This window comes from Burkholderia sp. E168m22, assembly GCF_001319805.1.
GTDB lineage: Bacteria > Pseudomonadota > Gammaproteobacteria > Burkholderiales > Burkholderiaceae > Burkholderia > Burkholderia orbicola.
The window spans coordinates 1-24135 of the sequence record NZ_BBSK01000147.1 but is presented as its reverse complement, the minus strand read 5'-3'; the positions used below and the strand labels follow the sequence as shown (position 1 = coordinate 24135).

19 protein-coding genes and 1 pseudogene are annotated in these 24135 nt (G+C 67.2%); 13 read left to right on the top strand and 7 right to left on the bottom strand.

Annotated features, from left to right (window positions below; genetic code table 11):
- Nucleotides 1–9 precede the first annotated feature (9 nt).
- Together AP428_RS32170 and AP428_RS32165 are read left to right on the top strand one after the other, a co-directional pair.
- On the top strand, nucleotides 10–1200 hold the full coding sequence (locus tag AP428_RS32170) for an ABC transporter substrate-binding protein (RefSeq protein ID WP_011549905.1): 1191 nt from the start codon (nucleotides 10–12) through the stop codon (nucleotides 1198–1200).
- Nucleotides 1193–2020 carry an ABC transporter permease gene (locus AP428_RS32165; protein ID WP_011549906.1) on the top strand — a complete coding sequence of 276 codons (828 nt, stop codon included), beginning with the start codon at nucleotides 1193–1195 and terminating at the stop codon, nucleotides 2018–2020. Before AP428_RS32170 ends, AP428_RS32165 begins: the two co-directional genes overlap by 8 nt.
- A 51-nt stretch (nucleotides 2021–2071) precedes the next feature.
- Here the strand turns inward: AP428_RS32165 and AP428_RS32160 are convergent, their stop codons facing one another.
- Entirely contained in the window at nucleotides 2072–3310 is a 1239-nt protein-coding gene (locus AP428_RS32160; protein ID WP_054928654.1) for an SfnB family sulfur acquisition oxidoreductase, read from the bottom strand.
- A gap of 307 nt (nucleotides 3311–3617) precedes the next feature.
- On the opposite strand from AP428_RS32160, the gene AP428_RS32155 reads away from it, so the two are divergent.
- Together AP428_RS32155 and AP428_RS32150 are read left to right on the top strand one after the other, a co-directional pair.
- Nucleotides 3618–4889: an acyl-CoA dehydrogenase family protein gene (locus tag AP428_RS32155; protein ID WP_011549908.1), complete on the top strand. Its 1272-nt coding sequence runs from the start codon at nucleotides 3618–3620 to the stop codon at nucleotides 4887–4889.
- Nucleotides 4886–6286, top strand: coding sequence for an LLM class flavin-dependent oxidoreductase (locus AP428_RS32150; protein WP_006483335.1), 1401 nt, complete (start codon nucleotides 4886–4888; stop codon nucleotides 6284–6286). The genes AP428_RS32155 and AP428_RS32150 overlap by 4 nt, the downstream gene beginning before the upstream one ends.
- A gap of 127 nt (nucleotides 6287–6413) precedes the next feature.
- On the opposite strand, the gene AP428_RS32145 is transcribed toward AP428_RS32150, so the two are convergent.
- Nucleotides 6414–7841: an MFS transporter gene (locus AP428_RS32145; protein ID WP_011549910.1), complete on the bottom strand. Its 1428-nt coding sequence runs from the start codon at nucleotides 7839–7841 to the stop codon at nucleotides 6414–6416.
- Nucleotides 7842–8175: 334 nt separating this feature from the next.
- Here AP428_RS32145 and AP428_RS32140 point away from each other — a divergent pair, with 334 nt between their 5' ends.
- The 3 genes from AP428_RS32140 to AP428_RS32130 are packed head-to-tail and all read left to right on the top strand — an operon-like array spanning nucleotide 8176 to nucleotide 10852.
- Nucleotides 8176–9168: an aliphatic sulfonate ABC transporter substrate-binding protein gene (locus AP428_RS32140; protein ID WP_011549911.1), complete on the top strand. Its 993-nt coding sequence runs from the start codon at nucleotides 8176–8178 to the stop codon at nucleotides 9166–9168.
- Between the two features lie 17 nt (nucleotides 9169–9185).
- Nucleotides 9186–10043, top strand: a complete 858-nt coding sequence (locus AP428_RS32135; RefSeq protein ID WP_011549912.1) for an ABC transporter permease — start codon at nucleotides 9186–9188, stop codon at nucleotides 10041–10043.
- A complete protein-coding gene (locus AP428_RS32130; RefSeq protein WP_011549913.1) occupies nucleotides 10040–10852 on the top strand; it encodes an ABC transporter ATP-binding protein in 813 nt (270 codons plus the stop codon). Before AP428_RS32135 ends, AP428_RS32130 begins: the two co-directional genes overlap by 4 nt.
- A 10-nt stretch (nucleotides 10853–10862) precedes the next feature.
- Here AP428_RS32130 and AP428_RS32125 read toward each other — a convergent pair whose 3' ends face one another.
- Entirely contained in the window at nucleotides 10863–11771 is a 909-nt protein-coding gene (locus AP428_RS32125; protein ID WP_011549914.1) for an alpha/beta fold hydrolase, read from the bottom strand.
- Between the two features lie 88 nt (nucleotides 11772–11859).
- Between AP428_RS32125 and AP428_RS32120 the strand changes: the two genes are divergently transcribed.
- Nucleotides 11860–12246: a MerR family transcriptional regulator gene (locus AP428_RS32120; RefSeq protein ID WP_011549915.1), complete on the top strand. Its 387-nt coding sequence runs from the start codon at nucleotides 11860–11862 to the stop codon at nucleotides 12244–12246.
- Between the two features lie 89 nt (nucleotides 12247–12335).
- Entirely contained in the window at nucleotides 12336–12875 is a 540-nt protein-coding gene (locus AP428_RS32115; RefSeq protein ID WP_054928653.1) for a toxin, read from the top strand.
- 27 nt (nucleotides 12876–12902) lie between these two features.
- Here the strand turns inward: AP428_RS32115 and AP428_RS32110 are convergent, their stop codons facing one another.
- Together AP428_RS32110 and AP428_RS32105 are read right to left on the bottom strand one after the other, a co-directional pair.
- Nucleotides 12903–13310: a VOC family protein gene (locus AP428_RS32110; RefSeq protein WP_012336869.1), complete on the bottom strand. Its 408-nt coding sequence runs from the start codon at nucleotides 13308–13310 to the stop codon at nucleotides 12903–12905.
- Nucleotides 13311–13670: 360 nt separating this feature from the next.
- The gene (locus AP428_RS32105) at nucleotides 13671–17264 is read right to left on the bottom strand and encodes a YadA family autotransporter adhesin (protein WP_011549918.1); all 3594 of its coding nucleotides are present in this window, start codon (nucleotides 17262–17264) and stop codon (nucleotides 13671–13673) included.
- 616 nt (nucleotides 17265–17880) lie between these two features.
- Here AP428_RS32105 and AP428_RS37035 point away from each other — a divergent pair.
- A complete protein-coding gene (locus tag AP428_RS37035; protein ID WP_156349366.1) occupies nucleotides 17881–18024 on the top strand; it encodes a hypothetical protein in 144 nt (47 codons plus the stop codon).
- Between the two features lie 380 nt (nucleotides 18025–18404).
- Nucleotides 18405–19220, top strand: a complete 816-nt coding sequence (locus AP428_RS32100) for a response regulator (protein ID WP_011549920.1) — start codon at nucleotides 18405–18407, stop codon at nucleotides 19218–19220.
- A gap of 21 nt (nucleotides 19221–19241) precedes the next feature.
- Here AP428_RS32100 and AP428_RS32095 read toward each other — a convergent pair whose 3' ends face one another.
- Nucleotides 19242–21419 carry a TonB-dependent siderophore receptor gene (locus AP428_RS32095; RefSeq protein WP_054928652.1) on the bottom strand — a complete coding sequence of 726 codons (2178 nt, stop codon included), beginning with the start codon at nucleotides 21417–21419 and terminating at the stop codon, nucleotides 19242–19244.
- A 279-nt stretch (nucleotides 21420–21698) separates the two neighbouring features.
- Here AP428_RS32095 and AP428_RS32090 point away from each other — a divergent pair, with 279 nt between their 5' ends.
- Together AP428_RS32090 and AP428_RS37320 are read left to right on the top strand one after the other, a co-directional pair.
- Entirely contained in the window at nucleotides 21699–22610 is a 912-nt protein-coding gene (locus AP428_RS32090) for a DUF72 domain-containing protein (RefSeq protein WP_011549922.1), read from the top strand.
- Nucleotides 22611–22780: 170 nt separating this feature from the next.
- The gene (locus tag AP428_RS37320) at nucleotides 22781–22951 is read left to right on the top strand and encodes a hypothetical protein (protein WP_006397039.1); all 171 of its coding nucleotides are present in this window, start codon (nucleotides 22781–22783) and stop codon (nucleotides 22949–22951) included.
- Nucleotides 22952–23225: 274 nt separating this feature from the next.
- Here AP428_RS37320 and AP428_RS37315 read toward each other — a convergent pair.
- Nucleotides 23226–24135 (bottom strand): annotated as a pseudogene (locus tag AP428_RS37315) (hypothetical protein); the annotation flags it as partial.

Here is a 24135-nt window from a genome sequence, read left to right as displayed (position 1 = left end):
TCCCTATCCATGTGCCAGATTCCGATGTCGCGCCGCGAATGGCTGAAGCTCGCGGCCCTGTTCACCGCGACGGGCGCCGCCCCGTTGCTGTCGATGGCAAATGCGCACGCCGCGGCCGAACCGGATGCGCCGGTTCGCATCGGCTACCTGCCGATCACCGACGCGGCCCCGCTGCTGGTCGCCCACAACAACGGCTATTTCGCATCCGAAGGGCTGACGGTCGAGCAACCGAAGCTGCTGCGCAGCTGGGCGCAGCTCGTCGAAGCGTTCTTGTCCGGCCAGGTCAACGTCGTGCACCTGCTGTCGCCGATGACGCTGTGGGCACGCTACGGCAGCCGCGCGCCGGCGAAGGTGGTCGCGTGGAACCACGTGAACGGCTCCGGGCTGACGGTCGCGCCCGACATCGATTCGCTGCGCGATCTCGGCGGCAAGACCGTCGCGATTCCATTCTGGTACTCGATTCACAACGTCGTACTGCAGGACCTGCTGCGCCAGCAGGGGCTTACGCCGGTGCTCAAGCGGCGCGGCACGCCCGCGGCGAACGAGGTCAACCTGGTCGTGATGGCGCCGTCGGACATGCTGCCCGCGCTCGCCGCGCGCCAGATCGCCGGGTACATCGTCGCGGAGCCGTTCAACGCGACCGCGGAATTGATGAAGATCGGCAAGATCCTGCGCTTCACCGGCGACGTGTGGAAGAACCATGCGTGCTGCGTCGTGTTCATGCACGAGAACGATCTGACGCAGCGCCCCGCGTGGTCGCAAAAGGTCGTCAACGCGATCGTGAAGGCGCAGCTCTGGGGGCGCGCGCATCCGCAGGAAACCGCGCAACTGCTGTCGAAGGACGGCACGCACCGCTATTCGCCGCATACACTCGCGTCGCTCGATCGCGTGCTGGTGCCGTCGGCGTCGCTGGCCGACACCTATCGGGCGAGCGGCGCGATCCGTCATGCCGACTGGCACGCGAAGCGGATCGACTTCCAGCCGTATCCGTTCCCGAGCTATACCGAGGCGCTGGTTCAGCGGCTGAAGCGGACGGTGGTCGACGGCGACAGCACCTTCCTCGCATCGCTCGACCCGGCGTTCGCGGCCCGCGATCTCGTCGACGACCGGTTCGTGCGCAAGAGCATCGACGCGGTCGGTGGCTTGGCCGCGTTCGGCCAATCGGGCGCGTTCCAGCGCGAGGAGATCATCGTTGTCTGACGCGCTCGCCACCCGTCGCTCGTCCGCACCCGACACGCGCCGGGCCGGCGGCGCCCGCTACCCGGCACGCGTTGCCGCGGGCTGGCTCGGCGTGGCCGGGCTCGTGGCGACGGTCGCCGTCTGGTGGGCCGCGATCCACCTGTTGACCGAGCCCGGCTCACTTGGCCGGCAGTTCGCGCCGGACAGCGCGTTCGCGAGCCTGCGCGCGCTGTGTGCGGACGATCAGCTGCTCGAACACGCGCTCGTCAGCCTGCGACGCATCGGCGTCGGGCTCGGCACGGCGCTGCTGATCGGCGTCCCGCTCGGCCTGTTGCTCGGCCGCGTGCGATGGGTCGAGCGGATGCTGTCGCCGACGTTCCAGTTCCTGCGCATGGTGTCACCGTTGTCGTGGATGCCGCTCGCGGTCATGTCGTTCGGCATCGGCGACCGCGCGATCTACTTCCTGCTCGGGTTCGCCGCGCTGTGGCCGGTGCTGATGAGCACGGCCGCCGGCGTCACGCAGATCGACCGGCGCTGGCTGCAGCTCGGCGCGAGCCTCGCGGCCACCCGCCGCGAGTTGCTGGTCCATATCGTGCTGCCCGCGATCGCGGGGCCGCTGCTCAACGGCATCCGGCTCGCGATCGGCATTCTGTGGATCGTGCTGGTGCCGGCCGAGATGCTCGGCGTCAATGCGGGCCTCGGCTACCTGATCCTCGATACGCGCGACCGGCTCGCGTATTCTGAACTGACGGCGGTGATCGTCGTGATCGGCGCGCTCGGCTTCACGCTCGACGGCATCGCGCGGGTGTTGACCCGCGCGCTGCTGGCGTCCGACCGCTAGCACCGCCATGGAGACAGGCAGCGCTCGGGCGGACCGTTTGCCGTGGGCGGCTCAATTCCACGCATGCCGCGCCGGGCGGGCGCCGTTCAGGTAGTAGTTGCCGACGAGGTGATATTTCCAGCGCACCGGATCGTGCAGCGTATGCGTGCGCGCGTTGCGCCAATGCCGGTCGAGATTGTGCTCCGCGAGCGTCGACTGCGTGCCGGCCAGCTCGAACAGCTTCTCGCCGGCGAGCAGCGCGACCTCGGTCGTCAGCACCTTCGCTTCGCCGACCGCGACGGACGCCCGTGCGACGTCGTCCTCGGTCACGTCGCCCTTGGCCGTGATCTCGTCGAGCGTGCGCGCCGCACGTTCGAGCAACGCGTCGGCCGCATGCAGCTGGATGTGCAGGCGGCCGATTTCGCGAATCGTCAGCGGATCGTCGACCGCCCGCTCGACGCCGCTGTCGACCCACGGCCGCGTGCGGGTCCGCACGAACGCGAGCGTATCGTCGATGGCCGCCTTCGCGATGCCCGCGTCGATCGCCGCCTGGATGATCTGCGACAGCGGGCCGTTGAGCGTCGGCACGTCCGACACGCGCTGCGCGGGCAGCACGTGCGACGCCGGGATGCGCACCGCGTCGAGCACGACCGTGCCGCTCGCGGTCGTGCGCTGGCCGAATCCCGACCAGTCGTCGATCACGGTCAGCCCCGGCGTCGGTTGCGGCACGTACGCGAGCCAGGCCTGCTGCGCGTCGTCGAGCCCGAGCACCGGCACGTAATGCGCGAACAGCGCGCCGGTCGAGTAGAACTTCGTGCCGTCGACCACATAGTCGTCGCCGTCGCGGCGCACGCGCGTCTTCAGGTCGAGCACGTGCTTCGTGCCCTTCTCCGAGAACCCGTTGCCGAACCGCTTGCCGCTCAGCACTTCGGCGAAGAAATGACGCTTTTGCGCATCGGTGCCGACGAGCGTGATCACGTCGATCAGCCCGAAATGATTCTGCGGAAGCTGCCCGAGCGACGCATCGGCCGCGGCGATGATCTTGATCACCTCGGTGAGCGTCACGTGCGACACGCCTGCGCCGCCGTATGCCTTCGGCACCGTGATCGCCCACAGCCCCGATTGCGAAAACCATTCGATTTCCTCGCGCGGCAGGCGGCGATCGCGATCGCGCTCGGCAGCCCCTTGCGCGAGGCGTTGCGCCAGCGCATGCGCGACCGCGATCGCTTCCGCATCGTCCGCGATCACGCGGGCCACCTGCGGTCGTGCATCGGCCGGCCGCTCCTGAATCGTCGCGCTCGTGTCTGACATCGGGCTCTCCTGTCGAATGGCGAAAGCATTCAATCTAGCAGCGCCGCGCGGGCCGGAAAACCGAGCGATTCTCGGAACGATATTCCTTTGGAGAACAAACGACGTCGATCCCGACGCAGGTGAATCGGCGTTTCGACGTCGCAACGGATGCATGAACGTCGATGCGTCCCCGCGCGGTTGCGGACGCAGTCTCGGTCGCAGCGCTGTAATACGCAGCGACGATAACGATCCGAGAATCCGTTATTGGAACGCTCGCGTCGCGCTTCCTATACTGGGCTCCCGGCGCACGCCCTTCGAGGAAACCCGCATGACTTCGTCGCACGCAGCTCCCGACCTTTCCACCGGTACCGATTACGATGCGCTCGCGAGCCGGTTCCGGCCGATCTTCGAGCGTATCGCCGCCGGCACCGCCGAGCGCGAACGCAACCGTGAACTCCCGCACGAGGCGATCGGCTGGCTGAAGTCGGCCGGCTTCGGCGCAATCCGGCTGCCGGCGAGCGCCGGCGGCGCGGGCGCATCGCTGCCGCAGTTGTTCCGGCTGCTGACCGAGCTGGCCGCCGCCGATTCCAATTTGCCGCAGGCGCTGCGTGGGCATTTCGCGTTCGTCGAGGATTGGCTGAACGCGCCGGCCGGGCCGCAGCGCACGACCTGGTTCGACCGCTTCGCGAGCGGCCAGCTCGTCGGCAATGCGTGGTCGGAAGCCGGCGACGTGCCGCTCGGCCAGACCGTTACCAAGGTGTCGGAGCAGAACGGCCGGCTCGTGCTGAACGGCCGGAAGTTCTACAGCACCGGCAGCCTGTTCGCCGACTGGATCGACGTGTTCGCGCAGCGCGCGCACGACGGCAGCGACGTGATCGTCGCCGTCGCGACCGCGCAGCCGGGCGTGATCCGTGAGGACGACTGGGACGGCTTCGGCCAGACCACCACCGGCAGCGGCACGACGCGTTTCGAGAATGCGACGATCGACGCGGACAACGTGATCGATTTCGCGCGCCGCTTCAAGTACCAGACCGCGTTCTACCAGCTGTTCCACGTCGCGACGCTGGCCGGCATCGGCCACGCGATCGTGCGCGACGCGGGCGAGCTCGTGCGCAACCGCACGCGCGTGTACAGCCACGGCAATGCGCCGCGTGCGGGTGACGATGCGCAGCTGCAGCAGGTGATCGGCGAGATCGCGTCATGGGCGTACGCGGCCGACGCGCTCGCACTGCGTGCCGCACAGCCGCTTCAGCACGCGTACGAAGCGCGCTTCGGCGGCGACGAAGCGGCCGAGCAGGCCGCGAACGTCGCGGCCGAAATCGAATCCGCGCAGAGCCAGCTCGTCGTGTCCGAACTCGTGCTGCGCGCGGCGACGCGCCTGTTCGACGCGCTCGGCGCGTCGGCCACCCGCAGCACGACCGCGCTCGATCGCCACTGGCGCAACGCGCGCACGGTGTCGTCGCACAATCCGCTCGTGTACAAGGCGCGCATCGTCGGTGACTGGATCATCAACGGCCGCACGCCGCCGTTCGTCTGGCGCGTCGGCAACGGGGCGGACGCCAACGCGGGTGCCGGTGCGGGAACGGGGGCCGCGCAATGAGCAAGACGATCCGCTTCAACGCATTCGAGATGAACTGCGTGGGCCACCAGTCGCCCGGCCTGTGGGCGCATCCGCGCGACCGCTCGTGGCAGTACAAGGATCTCGACTACTGGACCGACCTCGCGCGCGTGCTCGAACGCGGGATCTTCGATGCGATCTTCATCGCGGACGTGATCGGCTACTACGACGTGTACAAGGGCAGCAACTATCACGCGCTGCACCAGGCCGCACAGATTCCCGTCAACGATCCGCTGCAACTGGCCGCGCCGATCGCGATGGCGACCGAGCATCTCGGCATCGGCATCACCGCGTCGACGACGTTCGAGCACCCGTACACGTTTGCCCGCCGGCTATCGACCGCCGACCATCACACGAAGGGCCGGCTCGCGTGGAACATCGTCACGTCGTATCTGGAGAGCGGCGCGAAGAACGTCGGCGATCACGGGCTGCGCACGCACGACGACCGCTATGCGGTCGCGGCCGAATACGTCGAGGTGCTGTACAAGCTGTTCGAAGGTAGCTGGGAGGATGGCGCGGTGGTGCGCGATCGCGACGGCCGCGTGTTCACGCATCCGGAGAAAGTGCACGAGATCGGCCACAAGGGCCGCTTCTTCGACGTGCCCGGCTATCACCTGTGCGAGCCGTCGCCGCAGCGCACGCCGGTGCTGTTCCAGGCCGGCGCGTCGGGCCCCGGCAAGGCGTTCGCCGCGCAGCACGCTGAATGCGTGTTCGTCGCCGCGCCGACCCGCGACCAGCTCGCGCGCTACGTGGCCGACGTGCGCGCACAGGCCGCGGCCGCCGGGCGCGACCCGGCGAAGGTGCTGATCTACAACCTCGTGACGGTGATCGTCGACGAGACCGACGAGAAGGCGCAAGCGAAGTTCGACGAGTATCGGCGCTACGTGTCGTACGACGGCTCGCTGGTGTTCATGTCCGGCTGGACCGGCATCGACTTCGGCCAGTACGCGCCGACCGATCCCGTCAGGCGTGTCGAAACGAACGCGATCGTGTCGGCGGTCGAACACCTGTCGGGCGGCGACACCGCGTGGACGATCGAGGCGCTGGCGGCCTGGGGCGGCATCGGCGGGATGGGCCCGGTGTTCGTCGGGTCGGCGTCGACCGTCGCGGACATCCTGCAGGAATGGGTGGCCGCGACCGACGTGGACGGCTTCAATCTCGCGTATGCGGTCGCGCATGAAACCTTCGAGGACGTCGTGCGCCATCTCGTGCCGGAGCTGCAGCGCCGCGGCGTGTATCCGACCGCGTATGCGCCGGGCACGCTGCGCGAAAAACTCTTCGGCGGCTCGGCGCGGCTGCCGGATGAGCATCCGGCCGCGCAGTTTCGCGATATCGAACAGGTCAAGCGCGCGGCCGAGCGGGAAGCGGTCAGCGCGTAGCGTCGGGCAACGTCGAAGCCGGTCTGTCCGCATTCATGCGACGGCCGGCTTCAGTACAAACGGCTTCGTGCAGTCTGACGAAGCCGTTTGTATTTGCCGGGAAACAACGAGCGCTTCGCGTCGACAGTTACGCCACGCTTTCGTCGTCGACGTCGTTCGCCGTCGGCTCATAGCGAATGATCAGCAGAAACACGATCGGCGTGACCGCACTGATCGCGACGACCCAGAACATGTCGGTGCCGAGACGCGCCTGCAGGATCGGCAGCACGAACAGCGCGAGCGCCTGGCCGATGCCGCACAGCGACCGCCCGAAGCCGACGCCGGTGCCGCGGATCGCGGCCGGATACGACAGCGTCGGATAGATCATCATCTGCGCGCCCGGCCCGAAACCTTCGGCGAACAGCCAGGTACCGAGCATCAGCAGCACGACGCCGACCGCCAATGCACCGTGCGGATGCCCCGCCAGCGCCAGCGCGACGAGCGCGACCGTTTGCAACGCAAACCCCGCGATCGCGACATGCCGTGACGGATAGCGATACGCGAGGCGCATGCCGAGCAAGCCGCCGGTGAACGCGAACAGCACGTTCAATGCGAGCGACGCCGCGATCGTCTCGAACACGCCCGCGCCGAGGAATTGCGACAGGATCGACGGCAGGAAGAACGCGATCGCCGTGTATTCGAACGGGATGCACAGGTTCATCACGCTGGCGACGATCGTGCGCCCCAGATACGGACGCTGGAACAGCACGCGAATCCGCACCGGCGGCGGGCTCGGTTCGCGCCGCGCATCGTCCGCTTCGTGCGCGTGAATGCCGTACGACTCGCGCAGGATGCGCGCTGCGTTGGCCAGGTCGCCCTGATTCGCGGCCCACAGCGGCGATTCGTTCATGAAGCGGTTGCGGAACAGGATGATGACGAGCGCCGGCACCGCGCCGAAGATCAGCGAGGCGCGCCACAGCCAGCCCGCATGCTCGGCCGGCAGCAGGAAATACAGGCCGAAGATCAGCAGGAAGCACACCGACGACGCGACGTACCACATCGGGCACCACGCGGCGAGCCGCGACGCCTTGTTGCCGCGGCCGTTGAACTTCGAGAATTCCGCGAGAAACGCCATCGCGACGGGCAGGTCGATGCCGACGCCGAGCCCCATCACGAAGCGGGCGCCGATCAGCACCCACACGTTCGGTGCGAGCCCGGCCGCGATCGCCGCGACCACGAAGAACAGCATGTCGGCCATGAACACCTGGTAGCGGCCGATCCGGTCGGTCAGCCAGCCGCCGATCAGGCTGCCGAAGATCGTGCCGATCATGATCGCCGAACCGACCAGCCCGGTCAGCGCGGGCGTCAGCCCGAATTCGCGCGCCACGTCGTCGATGCCGTACGACAGCGTCGTGAGGTCGTACGCATCGAGAAACACGCCGCCGAGCGCCAGCAGCACGATCATCCGTGCGTGGCTCACCGAACTGTCCACCGTATTGATCAGGCGCGCGACGTCGCTGGCCGAGCGGATGGGGGAAGAAACCGGCGTGACTGAGCCAAGATCGATCGAACTCATCGGATTCCTTAGTTTGATGCCGAATGCACGGCAAGGTGATCGTGAAGCCGGGGAACCGGTCAGGCGCCTTCGCGACCATCGCGGCGCCGAGCGCATGCGGCCCCGCTGCGGCCGGGTTCCGGCAGCGGAAATTCTGTTCCCTCGATCCGGCAATCCCAAGCGATATAAACCGATAAATTAATCGGCGTGCGTCATAAAGTTGCGCGGGCGGCGCTTAGCAGCCGCACGCATGTTCAAACGTGGATTTCTTCGTTAACGGATCGCTTGCGCTTCGTTACATTAGCCGGTCACCTGCCTGTTCGCGGCGCGTTGCCGCTCTTCCGGAGAATCCCCGATGAAGCCGTTCTGGTCCCGCGTGTGGCAATCCGCGGCCCTCGTCGTTGCCGCGCTTGCCGGCCTCATGTCCATGCAAGCGCAGGCGGCGACGCCTGCGGAAATCCGCGTCGACTACGCGTACTACTCGCCCGAGAGTCTCGTGATCCGCCACTTCGGCTGGCTCGACGATGCGTTCAAGGCCGACGGTACGTCGATTCGCTGGGTGCTGAGCCTCGGCAGCAACCGCGCGCTCGAATACCTGAACAGCGGCGCGGTCGATTTCGGCTCGGCCGCGGGGCTCGCGTCGGTGCTCGCCCGCGCGAACGGCAACCCGATCCACACGGTCTACGTGTTCTCGCGCCCCGAATGGACGGCGCTCGTGGTACGCAAGGATTCGCCGATCCGTTCGCTCGCCGATCTGAAGGGCAAGAAGATCGCCGCGACGCGCGGCACCGATCCGTTCCTGTTCACGCTGCGCGCGCTGCACACCGTTGGCCTGACGCGCGACGACGTCGAGATCGTCAACCTGCAGCATCCGGACGGCCGCACCGCGCTCGCGAACGGTCAGGTCGATGCGTGGGCCGGGCTCGATCCGCACATGGCCGCCGCCCAGCTCGACGATGGCGCGCGCCTGCTGTATCGCAACGTCGCGTTCAATACGTACGGGTTCCTGAATGTTCGCGACGCGTTCGCCAGCCAGTATCCGCAGGCGGTCGAGCGCGTGCTGAAGGTCTACGACCGCGCACGCCAGTGGATCGGCGCGCATCCGGCCGAAACCGCGCAGATCATTGCCGACGAATCGAAGGTGTCGCTGCCGGTCGCGAAGCTGCAGCTTCAGCGCAACGACTTCAGCGATCCGGTGCCGGGCGACACGCAGCGCGCGGCGCTGAAGGCCGCGGCGCCGGTGCTGACGGCCGAGCAGTTGACCAAACCGGGCGTCGATCCCGCGAAGATCGTCGATACGCTGATCGATCCGTCGTTCGCGCGCCCGATCGTCGCCGCGTCGCACTGAGACCGAGCGTGCCGCCGATGACGGACACCACCGCGCGCGGCGACGCGCTCGCGTCGCACCCGCCCGCTTCGCCGCCTCCTGGAGCCCGACGTGATCCGCTGCGCGCGTGGCGAATCGCTGGCCTCGCACTGCCGTTCGCCGCGCTCGTGCTGCTGGAGATCGTGGTGCGGCGCGGCTGGCTGCCCGATCATCTCGTGCCGGCGCCGAGCGAGATTCTCGATACGCTGGCGCGGATGGGCGTCATCCGGGTCGCACGTCACGTCGGCGCGAGCACGCTGCGCGTCGCGGCCGGGTTTGCGGCCGGCGCCGGGCTCGCGCTCGTCGTCGGCGCGGCGATGGGCCTGAGCCGCCGGATCGACGCGCTGTTCGAACCGACGTTCCAGGCACTGCGCGCGATTCCGTCGCTTGCGTGGGTGCCGGTGCTGCTGCTGTGGCTCGGCATCGATGAAGCACCGAAAATCACGCTGATCGCGATCGGCGCGTTCTTTCCGGTTCACCTCGCGGTGGTCGCCGGCATTCGCGACGTCGACCGCAAGCTCGTCGAGCTCGGCGCGGTGTACCGGCTCGGCCCGCTCGCGCTGTTCCGCCGCATCCTGCTGCCGGCCGCGCTGCCGCAGATCGTCACCGGCCTGCGCACCGGCCTCAGTCTCGCGTGGATGTTCATGGTCGCCGCGGAACTGATCGCGGCCACGCGCGGCCTCGGCTTCCTGCTGAGCGACGGTCGCGAAACCGGGCGGCCCGATCTCGTGTTCGGCGCGATCCTGCTGCTCGCGTTGCTCGGCAAGCTGACCGACGGCGCGATGCGCCGCATCGAGTCGCGCTGGCTCGGCTGGCGCGACGCGTTCGATGGCGCATCGCGCGAGGGCAGGAAATGAGCGCCTCCCCTTCCATCCGCCCGACAGCCGGCATCGCCCCGCCGCTGCTCGATCTGCGGATCGCCCGCAAGCTGTACGGCGATCGCACGATCCTTTCCGATATCGCGTTGCAGGTCGCACGCGGCGAAATCGTCTGCGTGGTCGGCCCGAGCGGCTGCGGCAAGAGCACGCTGCTGCGGATCGTCGCCGGCCTCGACCCGGATTTCCGCGGCAGCGTGACGCTCGACGGCAGCGCGCTGGCCGGGCCGTCCGCGCGCGTCGGCGTGATCTTTCAGGAGCCGCGGCTGCTGCCGTGGCTGTCGATCGCAGACAACGTCGGCTTCGCGTCCGGCGCGCGGGGCGGCCGCGACCCCAGCGTCGAGCGGTTGCTCGACGAGGTTGGGCTGGCCGGCGTCGCGCGGCAACTGCCGGCCACGTTGTCCGGCGGGATGGCGCAGCGCGCCGCGATCGCGCGCGGGCTGTTCGGCGAGCCGGATCTGCTGCTGCTCGACGAGCCGTTCAGCGCGGTCGACGCGATCACGCGGATGCGCTTGCAGACGCTGCTGCTCGACGTCGTCCACCGGCACCGGATGGCCGCGATCGTCGTCACGCACGATCTCGACGAGGCGCTGTATCTCGGCGATCGCGTGCTGATGCTCGCGCCGAACCCGGGCCGCGTCGACGACGAAATCCAGGTCGACGTCGCACGGCCGCGCGACCGGCGCGATCCGTCGCTGGCCGCGCAGCGCGCGCGGCTCATCGATGCGTTCCAGCGCTTTCACGATCGCGCGGCGGGCGACCCGGCAGGCATCCCGATCACGTCGGCCTGACCTCGCCACTTCACTGAGCAGCCGCCGACCGGACGAACGCGGCCAGATCGCGATTGAACCGTTCGGCTTCCTCGATGAACGGCGCGTGCCCGGATTCCGCGTACACCTTGCTGGCGATACGCGGATTCAGCTCAGCCGCGCGGGCCAGCGTCGCGTGCGTATCGACCAGCGCATCGCGACCGCCGTAGAGGAACAGCAACGGCACGCGCGCGTGGCCGAGCCCCGCGGCGGCGAATACCGACATCGTTGGAATGGCCTTTTGCATGTCCCACGACGCCATCGCGGCGTTCGCGAGCAAGCGCTCGAACGTGGCGGTGTCCGGCCGACGGTTGAAGCACAGGCCGACGAACGTGCGCTCGCCGTCGAGATGGGTTTTCAGATCCGGCACGTTCATGTCCCGATACACGTCCGGATGATCGACGATCTGGCCCGGCGCAAGCTCGACCACGCCGTCGACATACACGGCGCCCGCGATCGCGCGATCGCCGTACCTGGCGAGGTAGTTCGAGATCACCACGCCGCCGAGCGACCAGCCGACCACGACGGGTTTGCGCGCATGCGCGCCGTCGATGACCGCGGCGAGATCGTCGCCCCAGCGGGTTCCGTCGCGATACGGCTGCGCGCCGGACGGCTTGTCCGACAGCCCGTGGCCGCGCAGGTCGTACGTGATGATCCGGAAGCCGCGCAGTTCCGGGCTCTGGACTTGCGCGTCCCAGTTCAGGCGGCTGCCGAGCAGGCCGTGGATCAGGATGACCGGCACGCCGTCCGGGTCGCCGCTTTCCTGAACGGCCAGCTTCACGCCGTCCGTCGACGTCACGGTATAGGTCAGCGGCGCGGCGGCCGCATCGTACGCCAACGCGAACGGCGTCACCCACCAGATCACGGCGATCAGCCAGCGGATCAGCACTCGGGTAGTCATGGGTTCTTTCCTCCAGGCATGAACGGACGCTCAGTCTCAACCCTCACACTGATGTGAGAGTCAAGCGAATCGTGCTAACCTGCCCTTCATGAAAAATCCGCCTACCCAGCCGCTGCTGACCATCGGCAAACTCGCGCAGCTCACCGGCGCGAGCGTGCGCTCGATCCGGCACTACGACGAGCACGGCCTGCTCGCGTCGGTGCGCGCGGACAACGGCTATCGCCTGTTTCCCGACAAGGCTGTGACGCAGGTCAAGCAGATTCAGCGCATGATCGCGACCGGTTTCACCCTCGACGACATTCGCGGTTTTCCGGACTGCATGCTGCTGATCGAAGGTGCGCGTTCGTGCGATCAGATCACCGACGTCCAGCGCGAACGCCTCGAAGCGATCGACCGTCAGATCGCCGATCTCGAGAAGCGACGCGCAAGGCTCGTCAAAATGTTGCGGGATGGTGCGGTGCCGCCGCTCGATTGATCAGTGCGTCTTTCCCGCTACGGATGCGAGCCCATCCACGCGCATCGGGCACAATACGCGCCCTCACCTTTTTGCCCGTGGTCACACTCATGCGCGTCATCGTCGTCGGAACGAGCGGATCGGGAAAATCCACCTTCGCCAGCGCGCTGGCAACCGCCGCAGCGTGCCCATACATCGAACTCGATCGGCTCTACTGGGGCCCCGGCTGGACCGCCGTGCCGCCCGCGCAGTTCGAACATGCGGTGCTGGCGGCGACGACCGGCGACCGCTGGGTCGCCGACGGAAACTACAGCGCGGTGTGCGACGTGCTGTGGTCGCGGGCCACGCACGTCGTGTGGCTCAACTTCGGCCGATGGACGGTGTTTTCCCGTGTGCTGCGGCGCACGATCGGCCGCGGGCTCATGCGCACCCGGCTCTCTCACGGCAACCGGGAATCGCTGCGGATGGCGTTCTGTTCGCGCGACTCGGTGCTGCTGTGGTCGTACACGACGTTCACGAAAAACCGCGTCAAGTTCGCCGGCTTGCGCGACGACCCGAAATACGCGCATCTGCAATGGATGGAAATCACCGAGCCGTCGCATACCCGCGCAGTCATCGAGATGCTGGCCCGCACCGGCCTCTGCGACTGAACGCGGCACGACAACGGCCACCTCGCGTCAATCGTCGAAGGTACCCTGATATTCCGGCGCGGCATCCGCACGCGTATTCAGTTCGAACATCACGCCACCCGGCGCGCGGCAAAAGAAGCGCGAGCCGCGCCCGTTGTTGAACACGTCCGTCTCCATTGCAACGCCCTCTTCCTTGAAGCGCGCGAACAACGCGTGCACGGCATCGAGACTCGGCAGTTCGAAGCCGACGTGGAAATTGGTCGGCCATGCGGGCACGCCATCGCCGACGTGATCGATCACGACGTCGAAGCCCGGGCGCTTGAGAATCCAGGATTTGTCCCAGCTTCCCGCGATCGTGAAGCCGAGGTATCGCTCGAAGAATCGGGCCGTCGCCAGCGTATCGGCCGAGGGGAAGCTCAGGTGGTTGAGCTTCATCGTGGGTGTCGTTTCGGTCATGGTCATGGTCATGGTCGTGCTCTCCGATGCGGTGGTGGGCGGAGGCCCCATGCCGTGCCGCCCGAGGACTTCAGAATACGAGCGCGGGCTCACATTCAACAACTCGCATTGAACGTTGCGCCGGACGCGGGCGAAACCCTTGCGGGGCCGGTAGTCGAGCGATGAAGGCGATCTCGGCGGACGGCGCCACTCGCATTCGCGACAGGTGCCGTCGATGCGGGATGGCCGGTCAGATGAAGGCGCCAAACGACGACGGCCCGGGATTCGCAAACGAACCCCGGGCCACCGCTCGACCGCGGGTGCCGGGCATGACATGCATTGCCCGGCACCCGCGCATCGCTCAACGCTACGCGAGCTGCATCAGAACTGATAACCCGCGCCGACCACTGCGCCGAAGTCCGAGCGCGTGTTGCCCGTCACCGATGCCTTGACGACCCAGCGGTTGCTCTCCGTCACGTACGAGTAGCCGGCCGCGAAGCCTTGCTGGCCGTGATAGTTCGACGTCGCCGCCGACACCATCGAGCGCCCCGCGCCGGTCGGCTGCGGCAAGCCGGCCACCGCCATCGCCGACGCGACACCGCCGTACATGTCCTTCTTCAGGTCGTTGAACGAGTTGTACACCTGCCCGATGCGCTGGTCGGTATACCCCTTCGCCTGCGTCGACGCCGTCGCGAGGTTGTCGTTCAGCTGCTGCACGTTCACCGCGTCGGTCGGCGCCGTGCCGGCCGCGACGTTCGTGATCTGGCGCTCGCTGCCCTTCGCGCCGACCGAGAACGAGTTGTCGCGATCGGCGACGGAGCCCTGGCCAACGGCCACCGCATTCTTGCCGGTTGCGGTCGCCGTCGAGCCGATCGCCCCCGCATCGGCGCGCGCGATCCACGTGGTGTTCGCATCGGTCGCGGCCGCGCGGATCTTGTCGTTGGCCGCGACGTTCTGCAGCGCGGCGTTGAACTGGCCCACGTTGACCGCGTCGTTCGCGTTCACGCCCGCCGCGACGCCGGTCAGCACGCGGTCGCCCGCCGTACCGGAGAAGTTCACGCTGGTGCCGCCCGAATCCTTTCCGACCGTGATCGCGCCGTTCGGGTCCTGCTGCTGCACGAGGCCGGCCTTGCCGTTCGCGATGTTGGTCACGCTGCCTTGCAGGTTGGAAATGTCGGTGGTGTTCTTCGACACCTGCTGGTTGGTCGCATAGAGCTGCGAGCCATTCACCGCGTCGGTGCTGGTGGCGCTCAGCGTGCCGGCCTGCACGTTGGTGATGCGCGTGCCGCCCGCGCCGCCGAGCGTGATCGTGCTCTTCGAGCTGTCGTCGTACTGCACCGCGAGCGCGCCGAGCTGGTTCAGGTTCGACTGCACGTCCTTCAACTGCTTCACGTTCACCGCGTCGGTATCGCTGGTGCCCGCCGCGACGTTCTTCAGCACGACGGCCGAGGTGGCGTCGCCGCCGACGAGCGACACCGAATTCAGCCGGTTGCCGCTCGCGTCGACGTCGTACTTGACGACGTTCTTCACCGCTTCGCCGGCCTGGTTCGACACGTTGGTGATCTGCTGTTCGAGCGTGGTCTTCACGCCGGACAACTGGCCGCCGTTGACCGCATCCGTGCTGCCCGCGGCGACGTTGCCGTCGGCCACGTTGGTCAGCTTCGTCGGCGCACTGCCGCGCGCGGCGTTGAACGCGCCGAGCGTCGGGTCGAATTGCAGTGCATCCTGTTGCAGCCCGGCGATCGCCGCCGTGTTGCCCGCGATATTCGTTTCGGCATTGTCGATGCGCGTTTCGTGATTCGCGAGCGTCGTCGTGTTGCTGCCGACCCGGCCGTCGAGGTTCGTCAGCGCGTCGCCGACGTTGTTGAACGCACTGCCGCCGATCTTGTAGTTCGGTGCGCCGATCGAGCCGTCCGGGTTCGCCGTCGCGCCGCCGCCGAGCGCGGCCGCGGTGCCGTCGGTCGCGCGCCGCAGTTGCGCGCCGTTCACCGCGTCGGTACTGCCGGCCGCGACGTTGCCTGCCGCGACGTTGGTCACGCGCACCGGATTGCCGCCGTTGCCTGCACCGAGCGATACCTGCTGCTTGCTCGCATCGTCGTATTTCACGGCGAGCGCGTCGAGCTGGCTCGTGCCGTCGTGAATCGCCGCGTTCAATTGATCGACGTTGACCGCGTCGGTGCCGCTCTTGCCGGCCGCGACGTTGCTGATCAGCTGCGGGCCGTGGCCGCCGTGGCTCGCATCGTACGCGCCGAGGCCCGGGTTCCATTGCAGCGCGTCCTGCTGGAGCGCCGCGATGTTGCCGGTATTCGTCGTCACCTGGTTGCCGACGGTCGTGATCGACTGGTTGAGCGCGTCGGTCGCCTTGCCGAGCTGGCCGACGTTCACGGCATCGCCCGCCGCCACGCCATCCGCGACGTTGTGCAGGCCGACCGGCGCCGTTGCGCCCTTGCCGCCGAGCGTGACGCCGCCATGCGCATCGTCGTCGTACTGCACCGCATTCTTCGTCGCGTTGCCGATCTGGCTGGTGATCGACGTGCTCAGGTTGCCGAGCGTCGTGCTGAGGTTGTTCGTCACGCTCGTGCTGAGCGATGCAAGGCCGCCGTTCAACTGGCCGACGTTGACGGCGTCGTGCGCGTCCTTGCCGTCCGCGACGTTGTGCAGCGTCGTGCCGTTGGGGCCGGCGAACGTCACCGAGTCGAAGCCGCTCGCGCCGTCGTACTTGACGTTGCGCGTATCGGCCGCCTGCAGGCCGGCGATGTTCGAGGCCGCCGTGCTCAGCGAGCCGTTGATGCCGGTCACGCTGTTCTGCAGGTTCGTGATGTTCGACGCCGCCGTCGAAATGGACGTTTGCAGCGGCGTGAGGCTACCCTTCAACTGACCGACGTTGACCGCGTCGGTATCGGCCACGCCCGCTGCCACGCCGCCGATCGTCGTGCCGGCGGCGCCGTCGAGCGCGATCGCCGCATGCGAGTCGTCGGTGTATTTGACGACGTTCTTGGTGGCCGTGACGATGCTCGTGCTGAGGCTGTTGCCGACGCTGGTCACGCGCTGGTCGACGTTCGAGATCGTGGTTGACAGCGAATTGCCGACCGACGTCACGCGTGCATCGACGTTGCCGATGCCCGTGCTCAGCGTACTGTTCACGTTCTTCAGTTGCTGGACGTTGACGGCATCCGTATCGGCCGCGCCCGCCGCGACGTTCTTGAGCTGGCGTTCGCTGCCGAGCGCGCCGAACGACACCGCGCCGCCGACCGGTGCGGCCGTGCCGCCGAACACCGGCGTGCCGCCGTTGTTCGCGCCGACGCTGCCCGAGCCGATCGCCACCTGGTTGTTGTCGTTCGTCTGCGCGCCGGCGCCGATCGCCACCGACTGCGTGCCGCCGGCACGCGTCTGCGTCGCCGCGTCGTACGATGCGCCGGCCGATACGCCGTCGCTCGACGTCGGGTTCGCGCCGCCGATCGCGACCGAGCGGTCGCCGCTGGCGAGCGCCGAGTGGCCGAGCGCGATCGAACTCGTGCCGTGCGCATCCGCGACGTTGCCGAGCGCCATCGAGAAATCGCCGACCGCCGCCGACTGACGGCCGATTGCCAGCGCGGTATTACCCTGCGCGACCGCCACCGTGCCGATCGCGGTGGCCGAGTTCGCCAGCGCCTGCGAACCGACGCCGATCGCGATCGCGCCGCCGCTGCTGGTGCCGCCCTTGCTGCTCGCATTCGACTGGTCGCCGATCGCGATGCCGCTGGTGCCGGCCTTCGCATTGGTGCCCTGCGTCACGTTCGCGGTGCTGACCGCCACGTAACTGCCGTTCTTCGTTGCCACGCATAGCGGGTTGGTGCCGTCGATACACTGGCCGTTCAGCGCGTTGTCGGGGTTGCCGCGGTCGACGAAATTGTCCGCATGGGCGGCGCCGGCGATCAGCACACCCGCACCCGTGAACATCGCGGCGGCGAGCGCCGAAATCTGCTTCCTCTTCATGGTCTTCTGCTCCGTTGTGTAGCGTCTGGTTTGAATACGGACTACTTACTTTTATTGACAGCTTCGACTTCGATTACGGTTGAGACTTCTCTCGGAAGTGGATTCCACGGCCCGGACACAAGCCATGTCGAGACGACACGTATCGCGCACGCTCGTTTCGACAGGGCGTTCGAAAGCCCCGGGCATGTCGTCGGTTCGACGTCCCGTTCCGCTAATCCGGCTATTGCATTAGGAATACGTATTGATTCTTATGGACGAGTCTTCCCCCGGCTGAATCCGGAGATCCAACCCGTCGTCATGAACATCCCCGATTTGTCGTCGCGCCGACCGCGACCCACCACGCTTCTTTTATTTCATCCCCGGCAACCGGGTTCCATTTCCGTGCAGCAAGCATGTGCCTGGGCGAGCATCAATTGATGCGCAGGCCCCGGGTCTGAAAACGTCCGTCGCCGCTTTCGGCACTTCCGCTGCCCTGCTCCACCCGTCATTCAAAGTTCGGACGAATTATGAGACACGAGATTAAATTATTAAAGCCGACATTCTTTATAGATTGTAAAATCTAAAATATTCAACGACTTACGTAAAATATACTCATCTCGCAAACGATTTCGCACCCATGCCGTTATTCAAAATCTTTTACCGGGCGGATAAATACTTTGCCAAAGCGGATTCAATTAAAAAACTTTCCGAAAAAGGCGACCTCGAAACCGGCCGACTCGGCGCTTTTACGCCGGATATACGCGTAAACCACGAGCATTGACGCACATCGACGCTTCACGCTCCTGTCGCAAACCGCCATTTTCGATAATCGTGAAGGGTGAATCGTGCGAATAGGGCCGCCATGTCTGGCCGGATTCGAAATATGCTCCTACAATTCCGCTCGCACCGATTCCGGCAGTCGCGATCATTTCCACGCGAGCACGGCAATCCCTCGCGTGTCGACTGGCTTGGCGATCAAAACAACGAACGCCGTGCGATGCGCCGAGCGATTGCCTGCCGCGCGGTTCCGCCCTGTACGGATTCGATGCGAGCATGCGATGCAATGGATGCATCGCCACAGAGCGGCTTCCGACGTTTCCTCCGCACCGGGCAGGCCACCCGCGGAAACGCAGTCAACCGCCTTTTCACAACAGGTGCACGATGTCTTCATCGATCTCCGCATTGAGCGACGCGCATATCCTGATCGTCGACGATCAACCCGACCAGCTAAGGTTGCTGATCGACATCCTGCGCAGCACGGGATGCCGGATCAGCATCGCATTCGACGGCACGCAAGCGTGCCAGCGCGCGCAGGCACTGATGCCCGACCTGATCCTGATGGACGTGCGCATGCCGCGCATGGACGGCTTCACCGCATGCCGTCTGCTCGCCGCCGATCCGCTGACGTGCGCGATCCCGGTCATCTTCCTGACCGTGGCCGACGCATTGCACGAGCGGCTCGAAGGGCTCGAGATCGGCGGCGTCGACTATGTGGTGAAACCGTTCGAGCCGGCGGAAGTGATCGCGCGGATTCGCGTGCAGCTCTCGCGCACGAAACGCGAACGGCCGGCCGCGGCGCAACAGGTGCAAGGGCCGTCCGCGGGCGGCAAGGAGGACGACATCATCGTTCGCGCGGCGATCCGCCACTTGTCGCGCACGCTGAACGATCCGCCGACGGTGGAAGAACTGGCGCGTGCGGTCGGCACGCACGAAAAACGCTTGTCGCGTGCGTTTCGCGACAATCTCGGCCAGACGGTGTTCGAGTATCTCCGCTACGAGCGGCTGCGAATCGCGCAGGATCTGCTGGATTCCACCTCGCTCAGCATCGCCAGCATCGCGAAGGAAATCGGCTTTTCCACGCCGGCCAATTTCGCGACCGCCTTTCGCGAACGGTTCGGCATCACACCGACCGAATGGCGCCGCCAGGGCCACGCGGGTGCGCGCGCCGCGGCCCGGCAGCCGCAACGCCGCGCGTAGGCCGATGCAACGCGAGGGCGCTTACCAGTTGTATTTCGCGCTGGCCAGCACGGTCCGCTCGTTGCCGAACACGCACACCGCGTACGACTGGCAGCCGCTCACATAGCGCCGGTCGAACAGGTTCGCGACGTTCACCGCGAAACGCCAGCGCGGCAGGTCGTAATGGATCGCGAGGTCGTAAAGCGTCGCGCTCGGCACCGTCAGCGAATTGTCGGGCGCGCCCGCCGACGCGCTCTGGTAGCGCACGCCACCGCCGACGCCGAGGCCCGCCAGCGCGCCCGTATGCCAGGTCCAGTCGGCCCACATCGACGCCATCTGCCGCGGCAGCGGCACGGACACTGGCCAGTGATTCAGCGATACGTCGTTCGCCTGCACGTTCTTGACGTCCTGATACGCATACGACGCGACGATCGACAGCCCGTGCGTCACCTTGCCGACCGCGCTCAGCTCGATGCCGCGCGAGCGCACCTTGCCGGTCTGTACCGACGTCGTGGCGGTCGGGTCGAGATTGACCGGCGTCGGCGTCACGACGTTGGTCTGGTCGATCTGATACACGGCCGCGTTCAGCATCAGGTTCCGGCCGGCCGGCTGCCAGCGCAGCCCGGCCTCCGTCTGCGTGCCGCGGGTCGGTTTCGGCAAGCCGCCGCCGAACATCCGCACGCCGATGACGGGATCGAACGACGTCGAATAGCTGACGTAAGGCGACAATCCGGCGTCGCCGCGATAGGTGAGCCCGACCCGCCCGGAGAATGCACTGACGTCCTGCTGCGCATGCGTGCCGGCGGTGCGGTCGTCGAAGCGCGCATTCACGACATCCTCGCGGCCGCCGAGCGTCAGCGTCCAGCGCTGCCAGCGGATCTGGTCCTGCGCGTACACGCCGACACCGTTCATCGCGGTGTACTGATCGACGTGGCCGAGCGACGTCGGGCCGGAGAAGATCGCGGCCGTCACGGGCCGATAGACGGGGTGGTACAGGTCGAGCGACGGCGCGAGCGCGAGCCATACGCTGTTGGTCGTCGTCTGCCGGTCGAACTGCACGCCGAACAGCAGCGTGTGTTCGAGCGACCCCGTGCCGAAGCGCGCCTGCGCGTGGTTGTCGATGTCGAACCGGCTGTAGTTGAGCTGGAACAGCCCCGCGAAACGCATCATGTTCGTCGTGCTGCGGGGCGCGAGGCCGTTGCCGAACACCGTCGCATCGTCGAGCGACAGGTGCGACCAGCGCACGTCCTGGTGCAACGACCAGATCGCATTCACGCGGTGTTCCAGCGCGTAACCGAGCGACCATTGCTTCTTGCGATAGTCGTTGAACGACGGGTCGCCCATGTAGAGGTCCTGCGACAGGCGGCCGTTCGGGTTCGGCAGCACCGTGCCCGATGCGGGCAGGAAGTTCGACGAGATGTCGCCGCTGTCCTGCAGGAACGTCGCGGAAAGCGTCAGCGACGTGTCGGCGTTCGGCCGCCACCGGAACGACGGCGCGAGCGCGACGCGGCGGTCGCCGTTCGGGCCGGTCACCGCGTTGCCGTCGCGCGCGATGCCGACGAATCGGTAGGCATACTTTCCATCCGGATCAAGCCTGTCGCCGACGTCGAGCATGGCTTGCTTGCGCGCATCGTTGCCGATCTGCACGCCGGCTTCGCGCACGCGCTCGCCGTCGGCGAGTTTCGTATGTGCATCGACGATCGCACCCGGCTCGCCCGCGCCGTACAGCACCGACGTCGGCCCTCGCAGCACCGCGATCGAGTCGATCGTGTACGGATCGACGCGCCAGTTCGCGATCACGGCCGTGTTCGGCGCCGGCAGGCCGTCGACGTACAGCGTCGGCGTGAAGCCGCGCAGCGCCGCATACCAGTCGGTGCGGCTGTCGGCGCCGAACGTCGCGAAACCCGGCACGTAGCGCAACGCCTGGTTCAGGTCGGCCGCGCCGGTCATGTCGATCTGTTGCGCGGTCACGAGGTTGAGCGTTTGCGGAATCTCGTCGACCGGCGTGTCGGTCTTGGTGCCGGTGGCGGTGCGCCGCCCGACCAGTCCGACGGACGAAGCAGCATCGACCGGCCCTCGCACGTCGATGGCCGGCAGCACCGCCACCGCCGCGCCCGGCGCCGGTGCCTGCGCGTGCGCCGCGCCCGCGGCGGCCACGCACCACGCTCCGCCTGCCGCGATCGCCCGCGCGCGCCGCCCCGTCCCTGTCTCCATCCACATCGTTTCGATACTCCGTCGTGCTGGGTTGGCCCGTTCGGCCGGATCGGCGGACCGCGGGTCGCCGGGGTCCGTCCGGTGGTGTCGTGATTGCCGTGCTGGCGAAGGCAGTGAGGCGTGGAGCGTCGGGATGCACCGTCCGGTCGCGCCGTTCGCGAGCGCAGCGATCATACCGGCCGAACGTGGCGCGGTCTTTAAAAAAATCAAATCGACGAAGGCGGAGGCACGCAGATTGCTCGTCGCACGGACCGCACCAGGAACCCGGCGCAACCGGGCATCGACGTGACACGCACATCCGGCAGGATTCACATCGGCATTTCAGGCTGGCGCTACCCCGGCTGGCGAGGGACGTTCTATCCGGCCGACCTGAAACAGGCCAGCGAGCTGCAGTATGCATCGGGCCGCATGCAGACGATCGAGATCAACGGCACGCACTACAGCTTGCAAGCGCCTGACAGTTGGCGGCGCTGGTACGCCGACACACCGCCCGGGTTCGTGTTCAGCGTGAAAGGCTCGCGCTATCTGACGCACATGCTGCGCTTTCGCGGCGAAACGGCCACGACCGCGTGCGCGAATTTTTTCGCTCAGGGGCTGTTCGCGCTGAAGGACAAGCTGGGGCCGCTGCTGTGGCAATTTCCACCGTCGCTGCGTTTCGATCCGGCGCACATGGAACGCTTCCTGAGCCTGCTGCCGCCCGACACGGAAGCGGCGCTCGCGCTCGCCCGACGGCACGATGCGCGGGTGCGTGAACCGTATCTGCAGATCGACCGCAAGCGAGCGTTGCGTCATGCGGTGGAAGTGCGGCACGACAGCTTCGTGGACCCGGCGTTCGTGAAACTGCTGCGCCGCCACAAGGTCGCGCTCGTCGTGTCGGATTCGACCGAGGCGTGGCCGCAGTTCGAGGATCTGAGCGCACGCTTCGTCTACATCCGGCTGCACGGCACCGAAACGAAGTATTCGGGCGAATACGCCGATGCGGCACTCGAACGATGGGCGCGCAGAATCGAAGCGTGGAGCCGGGGCACGCAGCCGGACGATGCGCGTCTCGCCGCACCGGCGCTGCCACCGCCGCGCGCGGCGACGCGCGACGTGTACTGCTATTTCGACAACGACACGAAAACGCAAGCGCCGTTCGACGCCGGGCGGCTGATGGATCGGCTCGGGCTGCATGCGCACGATGCGGCGCCGCAATGAAACGCTCGGCAGGCTATGACCATCGGGAATGTCGTCCGCCGTCGCATGGGCAGGCGCGCAATATGCTCCTGCACTCGCGGATCGCGCCCTTCATCGCGCTCGCCGCGCGCCGGTAAATTTTGCAAGACCGGCAACCGGCATCATGGGCCAATACTGCAAGGAGAAAAACGATGACCCTGCTTATCTATCTGGTCGGATGGATCATCTTCATCGGCGGCGTCGCCTGGGGTTTGATGACGCTGCACGTCTCTCAGCACATCATCGAGATCGTGGCCGTCATCCTGTTCGGCATCGCGGTCATCACCGGCGCGACGCGCGCCCGGAATCGCGACCGGTCGTAGTGTCACGGCGCGTCGCGCGCCGGTAGTCGCTCGTTGCGTCGGGTTCGACGTGCGAGCGTCAATCCGATTCTTCGCATTCCTTACGCTTCTGGTCGATCTAGCGTGGGACGTCGTGCGTCATCGCTACGGTGGCGATCTGCAGTCGAATGCAAAGCGGCGCGTCAGCGAAACGAGCAAGCGGGAATCCCGAATCGTGATCCCGCCGTGCTTGTACGTGACGCGCCCGAATGTTCCCGGCCACCCATTGACTGCGGCGGCCGGGTGCTCACGTCGCTTACTTCCTCGGCAGCGGCGCGGTCAGCGAGCTGACGAGCGACGTCACCGGCGCCAGCAGACCGCCGCCTGCCCCGGCACTGCCCCCTTGCGCGGAATCGCTGTTCAGCGAAACCGCCAGCGCCGGGAGCACGCCGGCCACCGATCCGACAGCCGAACCGACCGAATGCACCGCCGCGTTGGCGATCGTCGCGCCGCCGGAGACGAGCGCGCCGACTGCATTGGTCGCGCCGCCGACCGCACCGGCCGCCGTGCCACCGTTGAGCGCGACACTCAGTGCCGGAAGCGTGCCTGCGATCGCGCCCGTCGTGCTGGTTACGGTGTTCGCCAGCGTACCCGTCAGGCCGGTCGTGACCGCCGCGAGGGAGCCGGCCGCGCCGGTTGCGCCCGTGAGAACGCCGGTTCCGGCGCCGGCGATGCCGCCTGCGCCGCTCGTGGCCGATCCGATCAATGACGTGACCGCCGATGCGAGCGGCGTGATCGCCGCCGTGCCGCTGCCGGCGACGCCGGTTACCGCGCCGGACACTGCGCCGATCGCGCCGGTGGCGGCACCAACCGGCAGCGATCCGCCGAGATTGCCGACGATGCTCGTGATCGGCGTGATCAGCGCGCCGCCGTTGCCCGCGACACCGGTGACGGCGTTGACGACACCCGTGCCGGTGTTGGCTACCGTGCCGACGATGCTGCCGAGACCGCCGGTCGCGCCACCGACACCGCCCAGTGTGCCAGTCAGTGTTCCGACTGCGCCGGTTGCCGTGTTCGCCACCGTACTGACGACGCCACCAAGACCACCGGTCCCGCCTCCAACACCACCCAGTGCGCCGGTCAGCGTTCCGACTGCGCCCGTGGCCGTGTTCGCCACCGTGCCGACGACGCCGCCGAGGCCGCCGGTCCCGCCACCGACGCCGCCC